The organism is Azospirillum sp. B21 (assembly GCF_008364825.1).
Lineage (GTDB): Bacteria > Pseudomonadota > Alphaproteobacteria > Azospirillales > Azospirillaceae > Azospirillum.
On the sequence record NZ_VTTO01000010.1, the window covers coordinates 1 to 15665 of the forward strand.

At 66.9% G+C, this 15665-nt stretch carries 13 protein-coding genes; 6 read left to right on the top strand and 7 right to left on the bottom strand.

The features are described from left to right. Positions 1 to 182: 182 nt before the first annotated feature. A complete protein-coding gene (locus FZ983_RS21815) occupies positions 183 to 2060 on the bottom strand; it encodes a right-handed parallel beta-helix repeat-containing protein (RefSeq protein ID WP_149225596.1) in 1878 nt (625 codons plus the stop codon). 410 nt (positions 2061 to 2470) lie between these two features. On the opposite strand from FZ983_RS21815, the gene FZ983_RS21820 reads away from it, so the two are divergent. Then, positions 2471 to 3085, top strand: a complete 615-nt coding sequence (locus FZ983_RS21820) for a cold shock domain-containing protein (RefSeq protein WP_247883904.1) — start codon at positions 2471 to 2473, stop codon at positions 3083 to 3085. 79 nt (positions 3086 to 3164) lie between these two features. Here FZ983_RS21820 and FZ983_RS21825 read toward each other — a convergent pair whose 3' ends face one another. The 3 genes from FZ983_RS21825 to FZ983_RS21835 are packed head-to-tail and all read right to left on the bottom strand — an operon-like array spanning position 3165 to position 7803. After that, positions 3165 to 4877, bottom strand: a complete 1713-nt coding sequence (locus FZ983_RS21825) for a ShlB/FhaC/HecB family hemolysin secretion/activation protein (RefSeq protein ID WP_149225597.1) — start codon at positions 4875 to 4877, stop codon at positions 3165 to 3167. A 48-nt stretch (positions 4878 to 4925) separates the two neighbouring features. Next, complete coding sequence (locus FZ983_RS21830; protein ID WP_149225598.1) at positions 4926 to 7064, bottom strand: adenylate/guanylate cyclase domain-containing protein; 2139 nt, start codon at positions 7062 to 7064, stop codon at positions 4926 to 4928. Positions 7065 to 7089: 25 nt separating this feature from the next. Continuing rightward, complete coding sequence (locus FZ983_RS21835) at positions 7090 to 7803, bottom strand: hypothetical protein (protein WP_149225599.1); 714 nt, start codon at positions 7801 to 7803, stop codon at positions 7090 to 7092. Between the two features lie 287 nt (positions 7804 to 8090). Here FZ983_RS21835 and phoU point away from each other — a divergent pair, with 287 nt between their 5' ends. The 3 genes from phoU (at position 8091) to FZ983_RS21850 (ending at position 11661) form a co-directional block, all read left to right on the top strand. After that, on the top strand, positions 8091 to 8876 hold the full coding sequence (phoU, locus tag FZ983_RS21840) for a phosphate signaling complex protein PhoU (RefSeq protein WP_149225765.1): 786 nt from the start codon (positions 8091 to 8093) through the stop codon (positions 8874 to 8876). Between the two features lie 221 nt (positions 8877 to 9097). Further along, positions 9098 to 10252: an ATP phosphoribosyltransferase regulatory subunit gene (locus FZ983_RS21845; protein ID WP_149225600.1), complete on the top strand. Its 1155-nt coding sequence runs from the start codon at positions 9098 to 9100 to the stop codon at positions 10250 to 10252. 116 nt (positions 10253 to 10368) lie between these two features. Beyond that, a complete protein-coding gene (locus FZ983_RS21850) occupies positions 10369 to 11661 on the top strand; it encodes an adenylosuccinate synthase (RefSeq protein WP_014249524.1) in 1293 nt (430 codons plus the stop codon). 76 nt (positions 11662 to 11737) lie between these two features. Here FZ983_RS21850 and FZ983_RS21855 read toward each other — a convergent pair whose 3' ends face one another. Together FZ983_RS21855 and FZ983_RS21860 are read right to left on the bottom strand one after the other, a co-directional pair. Continuing rightward, positions 11738 to 12442, bottom strand: a complete 705-nt coding sequence (locus FZ983_RS21855; protein WP_149225601.1) for an SDR family oxidoreductase — start codon at positions 12440 to 12442, stop codon at positions 11738 to 11740. 100 nt (positions 12443 to 12542) lie between these two features. Then, positions 12543 to 12995 (bottom strand): Rrf2 family transcriptional regulator, encoded by a 453-nt coding sequence (locus FZ983_RS21860; protein WP_149225602.1) that lies wholly within the window; start codon positions 12993 to 12995, stop codon positions 12543 to 12545. A gap of 254 nt (positions 12996 to 13249) precedes the next feature. On the opposite strand from FZ983_RS21860, the gene FZ983_RS21865 reads away from it, so the two are divergent. Next, positions 13250 to 13882, top strand: coding sequence for an MBL fold metallo-hydrolase (locus tag FZ983_RS21865; protein ID WP_149225603.1), 633 nt, complete (start codon positions 13250 to 13252; stop codon positions 13880 to 13882). A 44-nt stretch (positions 13883 to 13926) separates the two neighbouring features. Here FZ983_RS21865 and FZ983_RS21870 read toward each other — a convergent pair whose 3' ends face one another. After that, positions 13927 to 14748 carry a ParB/RepB/Spo0J family partition protein gene (locus tag FZ983_RS21870; RefSeq protein ID WP_149225604.1) on the bottom strand — a complete coding sequence of 274 codons (822 nt, stop codon included), beginning with the start codon at positions 14746 to 14748 and terminating at the stop codon, positions 13927 to 13929. A gap of 432 nt (positions 14749 to 15180) precedes the next feature. Here FZ983_RS21870 and FZ983_RS21875 point away from each other — a divergent pair, with 432 nt between their 5' ends. Then, positions 15181 to 15657 carry a ribose ABC transporter permease gene (locus tag FZ983_RS21875; protein WP_149225605.1) on the top strand — a complete coding sequence of 159 codons (477 nt, stop codon included), beginning with the start codon at positions 15181 to 15183 and terminating at the stop codon, positions 15655 to 15657. The last annotated feature ends 8 nt before the right edge of the window (positions 15658 to 15665 follow it).

The window sequence follows — 15665 nt, forward strand, 5'->3', positions numbered from 1 at the left end:
CTTCCCCGTCGCGTGTCGGTCGCTGCCGTGTCGGCGGCGCCGGCGTCGTTCGCGTCGGGAGGCGTCTTATATGCGGGCCACCCAGGACCGCGCAAGCACTTTTTTCAGCCCCATGACGATTTTCTGACCAGGAGCTCTGACCTGAGGGGCGCCAGCGGTCGGCCGACGCCCCTCGCTCTTGGTCAGGCAGCGTGGTCCCAGAACTGGGTCATGCTGCTGTCGGCCTGATAGCCATCCACACCCATCTTGGACCAGCTGAGATCGTGGATGCCATGGGATAGCGCCGCCGCATCCTCCTTCAGGGAGTAATCGCTGCGGGCGCTGTCGGTGAAGCCGGGGTTGAACACCGCATCGTTCGGCCCGTAAGCCCGCCCGTTGGCGGCAAGGTTGCCGTCCATGGTCAGCCTGCCGGGGCTGAGGAGCTTCCAATACTGCTCAATCGGCATGTCGCCGGCAGCCAGATTGTTGATCACCGTGTTGTCATGAGGACGGGCCTCGTCGCCCGCCTTCGGAACCCACTCCAGGCGGATGAAGGCATCCTGCGGACGGCTGGCGACGCCGAAATTGTTCTCCAACAGATTGTTGTCGCCACCGTGGACGTAAATCCCCGCCCAGGCGAAGCCCTTCACGAAATTGTCGCGCACGTTCACGCCGCTGGTCAGGTCGTCGAGCGAGATGCCCCAGCCCTTGTGATCGGTCAGCCAGTTTCCCTTCCCGTCGGTGGCGAGCCCGCCGGTGTCGATGATTTCGTTCCCGCGGATGACGGAGCCCATGTCGACCGCGGAGCGGCCGAGCATTTCGATGCCGCCGCCATCGGCAGTCTCCTGCCCGACATGATGGATCTTGTTGAACTCGACGGTGTTCTTGCGGTTCAGCTGCCCGTCGTCCCATTCCTTGAACGAGACGCCGTAGCGCGGGGCATCGGTGATGTCGTTGTGGCTGACCACCGTGTTGCTGCTGCCGACGGCACCGATGCCGGCCCCGCCCTTGGTGATCTGGCCGATATGCTCGATGGTGTTGGCATAGATGCGGTTGCCGTTGGCGGCGTGGATCATCGACACGCCATTCCCGCCAAGCTGTTCCATATGGTTGCCGGCGATGCGGCTGTTGTCGGTCCCGTCGAGCGACACCGCTGTGCCGACATTGACGAAGTGGTTGCCACCCACCGAATTGCCCTGTCCGCCCTGCATCGAGATCGCCGCCCCGTCATAACGGGCGTCGGAGAAGGTCAGCCCTTCGATGCTGAGGTTGCTGGCATTACTGGTCTTGATCAGCGAACCGAGCCGGGCGACCACGACGCCGTCCGACTGGAAGCTGCCGGGGTCCTCGGGCTTCACCACCAGCTTGCCGTCGCCGGCGCGCCAACCGAATTCTCCGGCGTCGCGGATCAGCGAGGCGTCATTCATCACCCGGTAGGTGCCACCGGTGCGCAGTCCATAGGAGGCCGCGTCGTCGAGCGTAACCGTATGATGATACTGGTCGATCGACTTCACATGCGAGATATCGTCCTTCAGCCGTTCCGTGTCGAAGGTCTGGACGACCAGACCCGCATGGGGCTTCAGGCCCGACGGGATGTCCCCGGCGGAGAAATTGAAGCTGGTCTTGCTGGCGCCCGTGGAGTTGGCCTTCAGCACGTGCCAGCCGCTGGTCGCCGGGTCGGCCGGGTCGAAGTTGCCGGTCTGGGCCGCATGCTGACGGACGCCGCCGATGCTGACGTCCAGGCCGTTGGCCGAGGAGAGCTTGGCCGAATAGAGCCCTTTGCCCTCGCTGGTGAAACCGGTCACCCGTTCGCCGCCGCTCAGCACCGGCGTCTCGCTTTTGTAGGCGACGAAGCTGTGGCCGCTGTCGCGGGCGTCGAGGAAGAGCGTCTTGTCCAGGCGATAGGTGCCGCCGCGGACGTAGGCGGTGTCGATATCGCTGGACCGCATGGCGTCGCGTGCCTTTTCGAGGCTGGCGAAGGGGCCGTCGGTGCGGTCGGCGTTGGGAGCGGCGAGCCGCCCGGACCAGCTGTCATTGCCCTTGGTGGACACGAAGAAAGCGGTCTGGTCGGTGGTCGGCATCAGTTGATCCTCCGTTCTGATGGAGGCATAAGTCGATTTTTTAGTTAAAATTTTATTTACGAGCTTAGTACCTCTGATGGACAGGTGGACTCTGCAAGATCGGTTTCTTGCAACCCAATACCCTATTCAGATTTGGAGGGAATCATGTTCCGTTTTGTTTGCGATGATCAACCATGGTGATCACACAAACATCCTGATCAGAGATTCCCGTTGTACGTGTGTATCTGGGCAGCCAGCCTCCGGTATCCATCGTGGAGGCATTACAGGGCATCACCGCGCTGGTCATTTTCTGGAATTTTATGATAAGCTTGTGCCCGCCGGGGTCTTGTTCTTGGTCATTCAGCGGAGCCGCGCCCAGTTCAGCGTCAGAACCGCCCACCCCGGCCTACAGGACGTGAAAGGGACCTGTCTTGAGCGAAGAGTTGAAGAACGTCACCGCGACGAACGTCACCGCGACGGTAAAGTGGTTCAAGCCGGAAAAGGGTTTTGGGTTCGTCCGCCTTGCCGATGGGTCCGGCGAGGCCTTCTTGCACGCTTCGGTCCTGGCTGCCGCCTCCCTGCCCAACCCGGTGGAGGGCACGACGGTCGTCTGCGATCTCGCCCAGGGTGCCAAGGGGCCCCAGGTCGTCGCGATCCACTCCGCGACGCCGCCGGAAACCCCGCCGGCCCCGCGGGCTCGCAACCAGCGACCGCCGCGCCCCACCGCCTCGGCGCTCCAGCCGTCGGCCCAGCCCGAAGATGGTGGCGAGGCCTTCGCCCGTGCGTCCAAGCCGCCGCGTGAACGGCGTGAGCGTCAAGCCGAGCCCGCCGGGCCCGCCACCATGGCCTACGGCACCGTGCGCTGGTACAACCTGGACAGCCAGTCCGGCCTGATCGAACCGTGGGAAGATGGGGCGACCGTCTATTTCGACCGCGCCACCCTGCGTCAGTCGGGCCTGGACATCGTCGCAGACGGCGAAGACGTGCGGTATCTGGCGGTCGGGTCGGAAGATGCACCGGTTGCGCAGCGCGTCGAACTGATCTGACGGTAAGCCGCTGCCGGAAAAGCAATGCCGTGCGGAGAGCCTGACAGGTCCTCCGCACGGTTATTTGCGTTTGTTTCGATCAGAACCGGGTCGACAGGGTGAAGAAAACGCGTGGGGCACGGTCCTGCGTGCTGAGGGGCGTGGTGATGAAGGGCTTCGCCACCTCCACGCTGCCGTCGATCCGCCGGAACACGCCGAAACGCAGGCCGACACCGGCCGACGCGAGGGAGCGGCGGCCATGGCGCGTGCCGCCTTCATAGTTGTAGACCGCGCCATAGTCGCCGAAACCATAGGCGACGGCGTAATCCAGCCCCTCCTCCTGCACCGGCAGCATATATTGCAGCTCCGCCCGGCCGGCGAAGCCGCTGTCTCCGGTGAGTTCCGACGGGTCGAAGGCTCGGCCGTACTGCTTGCCGCCCACGCCGTATTCCTCCGACGACAGCAGCTGATCGGGGCTGTATTGCGCTTCGCCGGACAGCGCCAGGATCAGCGAGTCGGTCAGCGGCTGATTGCGCTGGGCCGAGACCAGCAGCTTGCGGAAATCGCTGCGCCCGCCGCTGCGCGTCAGGTTGGCACTGCCGGAGGAGGTGGAGTTCAGGATGTCCAGGCCCTTTGACAACTCCGCAGTCAGCAGGTTCGTGCCGCCCCACTCGTCGGCGAAGTCGTAGGACACGTTGGCGGCAACGATGCGCAGACGGTCCTGCGAAAGCTTGTCGCCGAGCACATCGGTGCGGCTGTCGCGGATGGTGAAGCTGACGCCGGCCCGCAGGGTCTGTGCCCGGCTGCGGATGAAGGGATGGGCAACCGCGATGCGGGCGGAACTCGTCAGGCTGTAAAGTTCCAGCGGACGCACGCTGTCGCCCGGCTCCGACCAGGATCGGCGGGCGCCATATTCGATGGTCGTGCCCTCGGCATCCACCGGCACCAGTTGGCTGACGTCGAAGAAGCGCAATTCGCGGATCTGCGGGGTGACGATGCCCTGGGCGGTGGTGCGCTCGAACAGGCCGAGCTGGTCCTCGACACTGGCGACGCCGGTCAGCTGCATCGGCCCGATCGAGCGGGTGCCACGGTTGTCGAGCGACAGGAAACCATTGAAGGGCGTGCGCTCCAGGGCCAGCGTCAGGCGCGAGGCGCCGGGAGTGTCTGGAGAAGCCTCCAGCACCGTCTTCACCGCCACGCCGGGGAGATCATCGGCCAACAGGACGTAACGTTCCATGTCCGCCATGCGCAGCGGGCGGGACGCCTTGATCTTCTCCCCCATCCGCCGCAGAAGATCCAGCCGGTCGGCCGCCTCGCCCTGGACCACCACGTCGCTGACATAGCCCTCCACCACCTGCAGGCGGACGATGCCGTCGCGGATGCGCTGGGCCGGGACCACCGCCTGCGACAGCACATAGCCGTCGTTGCGATAGCGCGCGGTGATCGCGTCGCGGATGGCGTAGAGGTCGGCAAGCGTCACCGGCTTGCCCAATTTGTCGCGCCACAGGGCAGACAGGCTGTCAGCGTCATAGACGCTGTTGCCGTCGATGCGAATCTCGCTGAGCGTCAGCGTGATGCGTTCGGCGTCGCGGGGCGGCGGAGCCTTCTCCGGCTCCGGCATCTCGATTTCCGGGACGGACTGCGGCACTGACGGACGCTCGAAGCGCTGCTCCAGCCGGTTGGGGTCGAGCGAGGGCGGCAGAACCGGCGGAACCGACTGCGCCAGCACCGGCAGCGAAACGGGAGCGCCGGCCAGAAGCAGGGCGGACAGGCGGGCAAGGCGCAGAGCGGAACAGGGAACGGAACGGGGCATGGCGGAAATCGCGGTCCTGGGAAGGGCTGCTTCAGGGCTGATTGAAAGCTATTTGTCGGTGAGTGCGGTCACGCCTGCCCAGCCCGGTTCGGCGGGATGGCCGACGCGCTTTTCCGCCTTGTGCAGCATCGCCAGCGCGGCGCCGTCGCCGGCTACCAAGGCGCGGAAGCCGGACGCCGCCTCCTCGAAACGGCCGGCGCGCCAATGGTCGAGAGCCGCGGCGTAGGCGGCGCGCTGGGCGCGGTCCTCCGGATCGGCGCGGCGGGCATCGGACAGCGGCTCGAACACCTCGACCGGTTCGCTGCGGCCGACCACCTGAACGATGTCGAGGGCCCGGAAGGCCTCCGGATCGCCGTGGTGGCGCACGGTCTCGCCGCTGACCATCAGAGCGGTGTTGTAGTATTTGTTGGCCCCTTCCAGGCGGGAGGCCAGGTTCACCGTGTCGCCCATCACCGTGTAGTTGAAGCGGCGGGGCGAGCCGATGTTGCCGATCAGTGCCGGACCGGTGGCGATGCCGATGCGGTTGGAGCCGCGCCCGCTGGAGGTCGCCAGCAAGGTCGGGTCGTCCACCATCGCCTGACGCATCGCCACCGCCGCCGCCACCGCGGCGCGGGCATGGTTGTCGATGGCATAGGGGGCGCCGAACACCGCCAGCACCGCATCGCCGATGTATTTGTCGACGAAGCCGCCATGCGCCTCGATGATGTCGGTCATCACCGTGAAATAGCGGTTCAGCACGGTGACCAACGCTTCCGGCTCCATCCCCTCCGACATCTTGGTGAAGCCGGCGATGTCGCAGAACAGGATCGACAGGTCGCGCTCCTCGCCGCCCAGGCTGGGCGACTGGCCCGATGCGATCATGTCGTCGATCAGGGAGCCCGGCAGATAGAGCTTGAAGGCGTTGCGGATGCGCCGCTGGTCGCGGTCCAGCACGGCGAAGCGGAAACCGAGCGCCAGCGGGAAGACCAGCACCGCCGCCAGCGCCGCCTGCAGATAGGGCAGGACCAGACCGGCCTGGAAGGCCTCCACGGCCACGCCGCTCCAGACGGCCAGAAGCAGGATCAGGCCCGCTGCGGCCACCGGCGGGCGGGCGGCCAGCGTCACCAGGGCGGCGATCCCGGCCAACAGCAGGACCAGCGCCGCGGCGGCCGGCTTTTCCACCTCCGACAGCGCATCTCCGGTCATCAGGTTGGAAATGGCGGCGGCGTGGATGTAGACGCCGGGGATGCTGTCGCGGGTGCGGCCGGCGACATACAGGTCGCTCATCACCGGCAGGGCGCAACGTTCGGGCAGGTTCAGCCCTTCCGGCTTCGTCACCCAGCGGTTGGAGGAGAGCTTGCGGTCCTCCACGTCCAGCACCGTGCCGACCATCACCGCCTTGCCTTTGAAATGCTCGGCGAAATAGTTGGATTTGCCGGCCTCGGCGCAGGCGAACAGGTCGGCCAGCGAATAGGTCGGGATGGCGCCGGCCGACGTGGCGTGGTTGACCAGCAACCGGTTGCCCTCCCCTCCCGGCAGCCGGTAGCCGCCCAGCGAGACGGAGCCGTCGGCCGCCCGCTCCAGCGGCGCCTTAAGCGCGCGGGACGCGACCTCCACCGCCATGCCCGGTTCGGCCTTCGGTTGCCCATCCGGCCCGGTCACGCCCAGCGTCAACGGCACGCGGCGAAGAACGCCGTCCGGATCCTCGACCAGATTGACCGAACGGACATTGTTGACCCCGGCGGCGATCATGTAGCCGCGGTAGGGCATCAGCGGGTCGCTCTGGTGCTGCACCTTGGCCAGCACCAGCCGGCCGTCCTTGCCGCCGCGGCGCAGGGTCAGCAGATAGTCGCGCTCGAAACCGGGGATCAGCGTCTCGACCGAGGTCGGGTGGACGAGGTCGAGGCCGATGGCCGCCGCCCCGCCGTCCAGCATCGCCCCCAGCACGGTGCCCAGCCGCGGCCCCCACAGCGCCTGCGGCGTACCGGCGAAGGGCGGGCGGCGGTAGGTCTCCTCGTCGATGCCGACCACGACAACCGGCGACGGATCGGGCGCCGGGCGCGGGCCGTGCAGATGCTCGTGCAGCCAATAGAGGCTGTCGATCGACGGTCCCTGCAGGGACGGTGAGGCCGCCAGCGCCAGAAGCCCGGCGAGGACCGGTGCGACGGCGCCGAGCAGGACCAGCCTCACGCGCCGGGGCAGCTTCATCGTCGGCAGCCTCACGCCCGGCCGGTCAGAAACGGATCAGGCGGCCGAGAGCCGGGCCGCCTCCGGCGACCGCCTTGTCGTCGATCTTGACGACGAAGGACTTCTGCCCGGCAGAGACCTTGTAGAGGCCGCCGGGTTCCAGCCCGGTGCCCTGCTTGGCGGTGTCCAGCGTCGTGCCGGGAACATTGACCGTGGTCAGCGCGATGCCCTGCACGTCCAGCCGGTCGATGGTGACCGGGCCAGGGGCCGACAGGATCAGAACCGGATGGGTCTTGAACAGCGTGAAGTCCGGCTTGGGCGGCGGCGCCTTCATACCGGGCAGGGCGATGGGCGCGCTGCGGAAGACGGTCACCCCCGCCTTGCCTGCTTCGTTCGACGCCAGCAGAAGCTTGCCGCCGTCACAGGGCAGCGTGTGGCGGTCGATGGTTCCGCCCTGCACCGCCGACTCACGGGCGCCGACCGTCACCGAACCGCCGGTGATCGTCTCGTTCACGCAGGATTCCAGATAGCTCAGCGTCAGCGTCTGGCCGGACTTCAGCGCCAATGTGCGGCCGGCCGTCAGGTAGTCCATCGGCTGCACGCCGTCGACGCCGTCCGACACATCCTCGACCAGCGCGGTGGGGGCAGCGCCGGCAGCAGCAGGCGCCGGATCGGCGGCAAGCGCCGCCGGAGATGCTGTCAGCAGAAGCAGGGCACCGGCGACGAGCGCGCGGGCGGGCATCTGGAACGCGACGGACATGGAAACGGCCTCCCGGTCAATGCAACGGGGCATACCTGTTGCGGACGGATTCAATATGGCTGTGTACCCTTTAGCGAAGTTACCGAGTTACTTCAAATCCAATACGTCGGCCCGACATGCCGGTGCCAGTAACGCCGGCCCTGCAACCGCCGCGAGATTGTCATAAATCCGCAATGAACCCGCCATTCCGGAGTCATCGGCCGACGTTATTGTACGCGTCCCGCGCTTAGGCGGCCGTCATGGCCGCGGCGGTCGGGACGGGCATCAATGGGGCGTCGCGACCGATCATGGGCACCGAACACATCGTCCGCTCCTTCGCGCAGGAACTCCAGCGCCTGTCGAACCTCGTGACCCAGATGGGCGGCGTGGCGGAGGCGCAGGTGGAGGCCGCGGTGAAGGCGGTATCGCGCCGCGACGTCGGGCTGGCCTCCCAGGTGATGCAGGCCGACGCCAGGCTCGACGCCTATGAACGCGACATCGACGCGGAAGCGGTGCGGCTGCTGGCCCTGCGACAGCCTATGGCCCAGGACTTGCGCGAAATCGTGTCGGCCCTGAAGGTCTCCGCCGACCTGGAGCGCATCGGCGACTATGCCGCCAACGTCGCCAAGCGGTCGCTCGCGCTGGCGCAGGTGCCGGTGGTGCGACCGGCGGCCGGTATTCCGCGCATGGGCCGGCTGGTCGAAGCCATCCTGAAGGACGTGCTGGACGCCTATATCGAGCGCGACGTGGACAAGGCCATCGCCGCCTGGGAGCGCGACGAGGAACTGGACGACCTCTACACCAGCCTGTTCCGCGAGGTCCTGACCTATATGATGGAGGACCCGCGCAACATCACGCCCTGCACGCATCTGCTGTTCATGGCGAAGAATCTGGAGCGCATCGGCGACCACGCCACCAACATCGCCGAGATCATCCATTTCCTGGTGGTCGGCACGCCGCTGACCGTCGTGCGGCGGAAGAACGACGGCAGCAGCTTCGCCGTGGTTTCGCCGGCCACCCCGTCCGCCGACCTGCCGGAAACCCACCTGCCGGGCGTGCTGGATGACGAGGGCGGACCGGCGGACGCCGGCTGACCGCAACATCCCCCACGACATCCGCAGCGACACTTTGTCCGGTGAAAGCCGGCAAATTCCCGCGGTTTTCTTCATCCGCACCGCCTGCGCAGGGGAGATACCGCCGAAGCGCGGGGCTTTTCCGTTTGCATGCGGCGCGGGTGTCGGGTATTAGCCCGCCCCGTGTGTCCGACATTCGCCGCGGCACCCTGTTCCCTGCCTGAAACGAGACGACGCTGGTCATGCCCGCCGACGCATTGAGTTCCGCCCTGCTCCCCGCCGGACTGCACGACGTGCTGCCGTCCGAAGCGGCGCACGAGGCGGCCGCCGTCGAACGCCTGCTGGCGGAATTCGCCGCGCAGGGCTATCGCCGCGTCGATCCCCCGCTGGTGGAGTTCGAGGAGAACCTGCTCTCCGGCCCGGGTGCGGCGATGTCCAAGCAGACCTTCCGGCTGATGGACCCTCATTCGCAACGGATGATGGCGGTGCGTGCCGACATCACCCCGCAGATCGCCCGCATCGCCACCACCCGCCTGAAGAACGAGGCACGGCCGCTACGCCTGTGCTACGCCGGGCAGGTACTGCGGGTGAAGGGGTCGCAGCTGCGTCCCGAACGCCAGTTCACCCAGGTCGGCGTCGAGCTGATCGGCGCGCTGGAGGCGGAGGCGGATGCCGAGGTTGTCCTGCTCGCCGTCCAGGCGCTGACCGCCATCGGCGTGCCGCACCTGTCTGTCGACCTCTGCGTGCCCACCATGGTGTCGCGCATCTGCGCCGGCCTCGGCCTTGGTGAGGACGAGATCCGGCAGCTGCGCTCCGCGCTCGACCGCAAGGACGCCGCCGCGGTGGCCGCGGTCGGCGGACCGGCGGGGGAGCTGCTGGAGTCGCTGATGAGCGCGTCGGGCCCTGCCGACCGCGCCATGCAGGCGCTGGCCGCCCTGCCGCTGCCGGAGGGGGCCGAGAAGGATCGCCGCCGGCTGACCGATACGCTGGCCCTGCTGCGCACGGCGATGCCCGATCTGACGGTGACCGTTGATCTGGTGGAGCATCGCGGCTTCGAATACCAGACCGGCCTCAGCTTCACCCTGTTCTCCCGCGCGGCGGGGGAACTGGGCCAGGGCGGACGCTACCGCGCCGGTGCCCAGGGTGATGACCGCGGAGAGCCGGCGACCGGCTTCACGCTGTACATGGATACGCTGCTGCGCGCGGTTCCGGCGGCCAAGGCCCCGGGCCGGGTCTATGTGCCGCATGGCAGCGGCTGGGAGACGGCACGCAGGCTGCGGGCCGATGGATGGGTGACGGTCGCCGGGCTCGCCCCGGTGGCCGATGCGGCCGCCGAAGCCAAACGGCTCCAGTGCGGCCATTGGCTGGACGGCGGCGACGTCAAGCCGGCCGGATAAGCTTGGGTTTCATAAGCTTGGGTTTCGGGTGAACGGATCCCCACGCCGCGCGGATGGTGCCCTGCGGTGGATCGGGTGGTCGAGCGGTTCCTTTTGAAGTTTTGCGGAGACGAGAGATGGCCAACGTTGCGGTGGTCGGCGCCCAGTGGGGCGACGAGGGCAAGGGCAAGATCGTCGACTGGCTGTCCAGCCGGGCCGATGTGGTGGTGCGCTTCCAGGGCGGTCACAACGCCGGCCACACGCTGGTGATCAACGGCGTCGAATACAAGCTGAGCCTGTTGCCGTCCGGCGTGGTGCGCCAGAGCAAGCTGTCGGTCATCGGCAACGGCGTCGTCTTCGACCCGTGGGCCTTCATCCGCGAAGTGAACGCGATCAAGGACAAGGGCGTCTCCGTCACGCCGGAAAACCTGATCGTCGCCGAGAACGTGCCCCTGATCCTGCCGGTGCACAGCGCGCTGGACAAGGCGCGCGAAGAGGCCAAGGGCGCCGGCAAGATCGGCACCACCGGCCGCGGCATCGGCCCGGCCTATGAGGACAAGGTTGCCCGCCGCGCCATCCGCCTGTGCGACCTGACCGACGAGGCCGTGCTGGTGGAGAAGGTCGACGCCCTGCTGGCCCACCACAACGCGCTGTTCCGCGCGCTGGGTGCGCCGGAGATGACCCCGGCCGACATCCTGGATCCCCTGCGCGAGATCGCGCCGCAGGTGCTGCCCTACGCCGCCGTCGTCTGGAAGCAGCTGGACGAACTGCGCCGCGCCGGCAAGCGCATCCTGTTCGAAGGCGCCCAGGGCACGATGCTGGACATCGACCACGGCACCTATCCGTACGTCACCTCCTCCAACACGGTGGCCGGCAACGCCGCCGCCGGCAGCGGCATGGGTCCGCGCGCCGTCGGCTATGTGCTGGGCATCTGCAAGGCCTACACCACCCGCGTCGGCTCCGGCCCCTTCCCGACCGAGCTGAAGGACGAGATCGGCGAGCTGATCGGCCAGAAGGGCAAGGAGTTCGGCGTCGTCACCGGGCGGAAGCGCCGCTGCGGCTGGTTCGACGCCGTCATGGTACGCCAAGCCGTCAAGACCGGCGGCATCGACGGCATCGCCCTGACCAAGCTGGACGTGCTGGACGGCTTCGACGAAATCAAGGTCTGCGTCGGCTACCGCCTGGACGGCAAGGAACTGGACTACTACCCGTCCAACGCCGGTGCCCAGGCCCGCGTCGAGCCGATCTACGAGACCTTCGAAGGCTGGAAGGACACCACCCGCGGCGCCCGCTCCTGGGCGGAGCTGCCGGCCCAGGCGGTCAAGTATGTCCGCCACATCGAGGAGCTGATCCAGGCCCCGGTCGCTCTGCTGTCGACCAGCCCGGAACGCGACGACACCATCCTGATGACGGACCCGTTCGCCGACTGAGGCGGCGGGTAATTCCAAAGAAAGAAGGGCCGGCGCTTCGCCGGCCCTTTTTCGTCTCTGCAGAGGCCTGGACCGCTCAGACCGACCGCGTCAACCCACCGTCGACCCGGATGTTCTGTCCGGTGATGTAGCCGGCCCCAGGCGAGGCCAGGAAGGCCACCGTCGCCGCGATCTCATCGCTGCTGCCGTAGCGCTGCATGGGGACGCTCTCGCGGCGTTCCTCGGTCGCCGGCAGGCTGTCGATCCAGCCGGGCAGGACGTTGTTCATCCGCACATTGTCCGCCGCATACTGGTCGGCGAAGATCTTGGTGTAGGCGGCCAGACCCGCCCGCGCGACGGCCGAGGTCGGGAACATCGCGCTCGGCTCGAACGCCCAGGCGGTGGAGATGTTGACGATGGAGCCGGACTTCTGCGCGACCATGACCGGTGCCACCAGCCGAACCGCCCGCACGACGTTAAGGAAATAGACGTCGAGCCCGCGGTGCCAGTCCTCGTCGCTGATCTCCAGCAGCGGTCCCCGCGGACCATGCCCGGCGCTGTTGACCAGCACGTCGATGCGGCCCCAGCGCTCCATCGTGGCGTCGACCAGCCGCTTCAGGTCGTCGTTGGACTGGTTCGACCCGGTTACCCCGATGCCGCCCAACTCGTCGGCCAACGCCTCGCCCTTGCCGGAGGAGGACAGGATCGCGACCTTGAACCCATCGGCGGCCAGACGGCGTGCGGAGGCCGCCCCCATGCCGCTGCCCCCGGCCGTGACGACGGCCACCTTCTCTCCAGACATACGGAATCCTCCTGAAGCCATGTTGGTCCCGCCAACCATAGGGGCGCGGGAACATCGCCTCAAACGCGAATTCAGGATGGGAGGGCGGAGGTCCGCAGCGTCAGATGTCGAAGTTGGCGGCGATGTTGCCGGTGGACTGGCGATGGCGCAGCGCGTCGGCCAGCGTCTGGTTGTCGAGCACGGCGGCGGTGGCGTCGCGGACCTGGACCATCAGCCAGCGGACCGAGCAGGTCGCCGTGTCGATGCAGTCCTCGCATGGCCGGAAGGAGGCCTTGCTGGCGCAGGGGATCGGGGCCAGATGGCCGTCGATCAGGCGAATCACCTCACCGAAGGTGATCTGCGCCGCCGGCCGGGCCAGCCGGTATCCGCCGCTCTTGCCGCGCTTGGCGAACAGCAGCCCTTCCTTGCGCAACTCCACCAGGATCGCTTCCAGGAATTTGCGCGGGATGTTCTCCCGCTCGGCGATGTCGGCGATCAGGATCAGATCGCCATTGTCCTTCTCCGCCAGCATGATCAGGGCACGCAACGCGTATTTGGCTTTCTGCGACAGCATTCCGGCGGAATCCGTATTATTTGCGGCGGCGGTTGGTGGGACCGCCCCGATCTAAAGCTTCGGTGGTTAACATTTGGTGCCGGCCCGGTATTCCACCCAAAGGCGTGACACCCGGCCGGACTTGCGGACCTTAGCCAGAATCGCCGCCCAATGCGACCGGCTTTGCGCGAATGGTTTGCGACGGCCGCCGCGGGCGCGTTAAGGTCGCGCGGCCTCCGTCGAACCGTTACCCAAGAAGCGCAGAAGGACAGGACATGCAGTACGCCATCGTTCCGGTCACCCCGTTCCAGCAGAACTGCACGGTGCTCTGGTGCCCCGAGACGATGAGGGGGGCTGCCATCGATCCCGGCGGCGACCTGGACCGCATTCTGGCCGCCGCGAAGGCCAAGGGCGTGACGCTGGAGAAGATCCTGGTCACCCATGGGCACATCGACCATGCCGGCGCCGTCGCCGATCTGGCCGACAAGCTGTCCCTGCCGATCGAGGGACCGCACCGCGATGATCAGTTCTGGATCGACGGCATGCCGATGCAGAGCCAGATGTTCGGTTTTCCGCCTGTCCGCTCCTTCACGCCCGACCGCTGGCTGGCGGAGGGCGACACGGTGACCGTCGGCAACCAGACGCTGGAGGTCCGCCACTGCCCCGGCCACACCCCCGGCCATGTGGTGTTCGTCCATCGGCCGTCGAAGCTCGCCATCGTCGGCGACGTGCTGTTCCAGGGCTCGATCGGCCGCACCGATTTCCCGAAGGGCAACTACGCCGACCTGATCGCCTCAATCCGCGACAAGCTGTTCCCCTACGGCGACGACATCGCCTTCATCCCCGGCCACGGCCCGATGTCGACCTTCGGGGACGAGCGGCTGTACAATCCGTTTTTGAATGACTGAGGCCTGGAGCTAACGCGGGGTTAGACCCCCACCTAACCTCCCCCTCAATCCACCATCGGCTCATCGCCCAGCAGCAAATCGATCCGCCGGCGCAGGCTGATCAGTTCGCGGCGCTGCATATCGTCGACATAGGCGCGGTGCTCGCGCGGATCGCCCAGCCTGGCGGTGGCGCGGCGCAGCGCGTCGAGGAAACGGCCGACCGCCGACATGGTGCGCAGCGACGGCTCCTTGGCGGCATCCTTGCGGCTGCGGGCGGCCTGGACAGTGCCGTCACCGGCCTTCACCTGCTCCCACAGCGCCATCTGTTCTTCCAGATCCTTGATCCAGGCGATCTCGATCAGGGTGGAGCGGGAAACGTCGTGGTGAGCGGCGGCATATTCCTGCTTGATCGTCTCCGGCAGGCTGTTCAGCCGCAGGGTGTGGCTGATGTTGCTCTGGCTCTTGCCGATGATGCGGCCCAGCTGCTCCTGCGTGTAGCCGAAGCGCTCGATCAGCCGGGCCAGCGCCTCCGCCAGTTCCAGCGCATCGAGGTCGACGCGCTGCACATTCTCCACCAGCGACAGTTCGTCCGGATTGCCGGAGGTGACCAGCGCATAGATGGTCGCCAGCCCCAGCATCTCATGCGCACGCAGCCGACGTTCGCCGGCGACCAGCCGGTGGCCACCCACCACCTCCTGCACCAGGATCGGCTGCTTCAGCCCGTAATGCGCGATCGAGTCGGCCAGTCCCTGCATCTCTTCCGGATCGAAATGGCGGCGCGGAAGATGCGGGTTGCGAAGGATCCGTGAAACGTCGAGTTCCAGCAGCCGGGGCGGTTTGCCCGCATCGTCGAACAGGTCCGAATGATCGGGCGCGAGCGTCGGCATGTCGTGTTCTGGTCCCCTGGTTCCCAGTCCTTCCGGTTCCGCAACGGTGCCCCGGCGATACCGGCCATGTCAACGGTGGAGTGGAAGAAAAGGAGAACATTGCAGCGGCGATTCGCGAATGGAACGGCTGTCGCCCGGTCTGCCGAGGCGTGGAGTACTCCCACTGGCTAGGCTCGCTGAAATACTCGACGTCCACAAAGCTTCATCGCGTCGTCACCGTTTTGTTAAACGATCGTTCAAAATCCATTCGGCTAGCGCAATGAAACGTAACTCAGTAGAAAGGGTTGAAGCAGAGCCGAGGAATTGATCCGGCGTCTGTTGGGAGGTCGGTCGATGTCACTTGCTGAACGCAAGCTTTTTGTCGAGCGCTGGATTCGCTCACCCCTTAAGGTCGCATCGGTAACTCCAAGCGGCCCCGAACTGTGCCGCGCCATGGCGAAGGCCGCCCAATGCGGTGCCGACCGCCGCGTGGTTGAACTGGGCCCCGGAACCGGTCCGGTCACCTCCGCCCTGCTCGGCCATGGCGTCACTCCCGACAATCTGCTGATGGTCGAATTGGACCCTGCCTTTGCCGACCACCTGTCGGTGCTGCATCCTGATGCGACGGTGGTCCGCGGCGACGCGACGCGGGTGCATCGGATCGTCCAGGCCCATGGTTGGGAAACCTGCGACGCGGTGGTGTCGGGGCTGCCGCTGATCGCCATGCCGCTGTCGGTCCAGGCGCGGATCGTGCGCGGCGCCTTTTCCGTGCTGGCGCCCGACGGGGTTTTCGTGCAATTCACCTACGGCCCCTTCGCCCCGGTGAATCCGGAATTGATCCGGCGGCTGCGGCTGAAGCCGCGGCGCCACGCTTGGATCGCCCGGAACCTGCCGCCGGCGTCGGTGTGGACCTTCCGCCGGCTGCCCTGACGAGTCAT

Excerpts from the sequence above, each read along its gene's own strand:
- FZ983_RS21815 (WP_149225596.1), bottom strand. The coding sequence starts at position 2,060 with ATGCCGACCACCGACCAGACCGCTTTCTTCGTGTCCACCAAGGGCAAT.
- FZ983_RS21825 (WP_149225597.1), bottom strand. The coding sequence starts at position 4,877 with ATGCCCCGTTCCGTTCCCTGTTCCGCTCTGCGCCTTGCCCGCCTGTCC.
- FZ983_RS21830 (WP_149225598.1), bottom strand. The coding sequence starts at position 7,064 with ATGAAGCTGCCCCGGCGCGTGAGGCTGGTCCTGCTCGGCGCCGTCGCA.
- FZ983_RS21835 (WP_149225599.1), bottom strand. The coding sequence starts at position 7,803 with ATGTCCGTCGCGTTCCAGATGCCCGCCCGCGCGCTCGTCGCCGGTGCC.
- phoU (WP_149225765.1), top strand. The coding sequence starts at position 8,091 with ATGGGCACCGAACACATCGTCCGCTCCTTCGCGCAGGAACTCCAGCGC.
- FZ983_RS21845 (WP_149225600.1), top strand. The coding sequence starts at position 9,098 with ATGCCCGCCGACGCATTGAGTTCCGCCCTGCTCCCCGCCGGACTGCAC.
- FZ983_RS21850 (WP_014249524.1), top strand. The coding sequence starts at position 10,369 with ATGGCCAACGTTGCGGTGGTCGGCGCCCAGTGGGGCGACGAGGGCAAG.
- FZ983_RS21855 (WP_149225601.1), bottom strand. The coding sequence starts at position 12,442 with ATGTCTGGAGAGAAGGTGGCCGTCGTCACGGCCGGGGGCAGCGGCATG.
- FZ983_RS21860 (WP_149225602.1), bottom strand. The coding sequence starts at position 12,995 with ATGCTGTCGCAGAAAGCCAAATACGCGTTGCGTGCCCTGATCATGCTG.
- FZ983_RS21865 (WP_149225603.1), top strand. The coding sequence starts at position 13,250 with ATGCAGTACGCCATCGTTCCGGTCACCCCGTTCCAGCAGAACTGCACG.
- FZ983_RS21870 (WP_149225604.1), bottom strand. The coding sequence starts at position 14,748 with ATGCCGACGCTCGCGCCCGATCATTCGGACCTGTTCGACGATGCGGGC.
- FZ983_RS21875 (WP_149225605.1), top strand. The coding sequence starts at position 15,181 with ATGGCGAAGGCCGCCCAATGCGGTGCCGACCGCCGCGTGGTTGAACTG.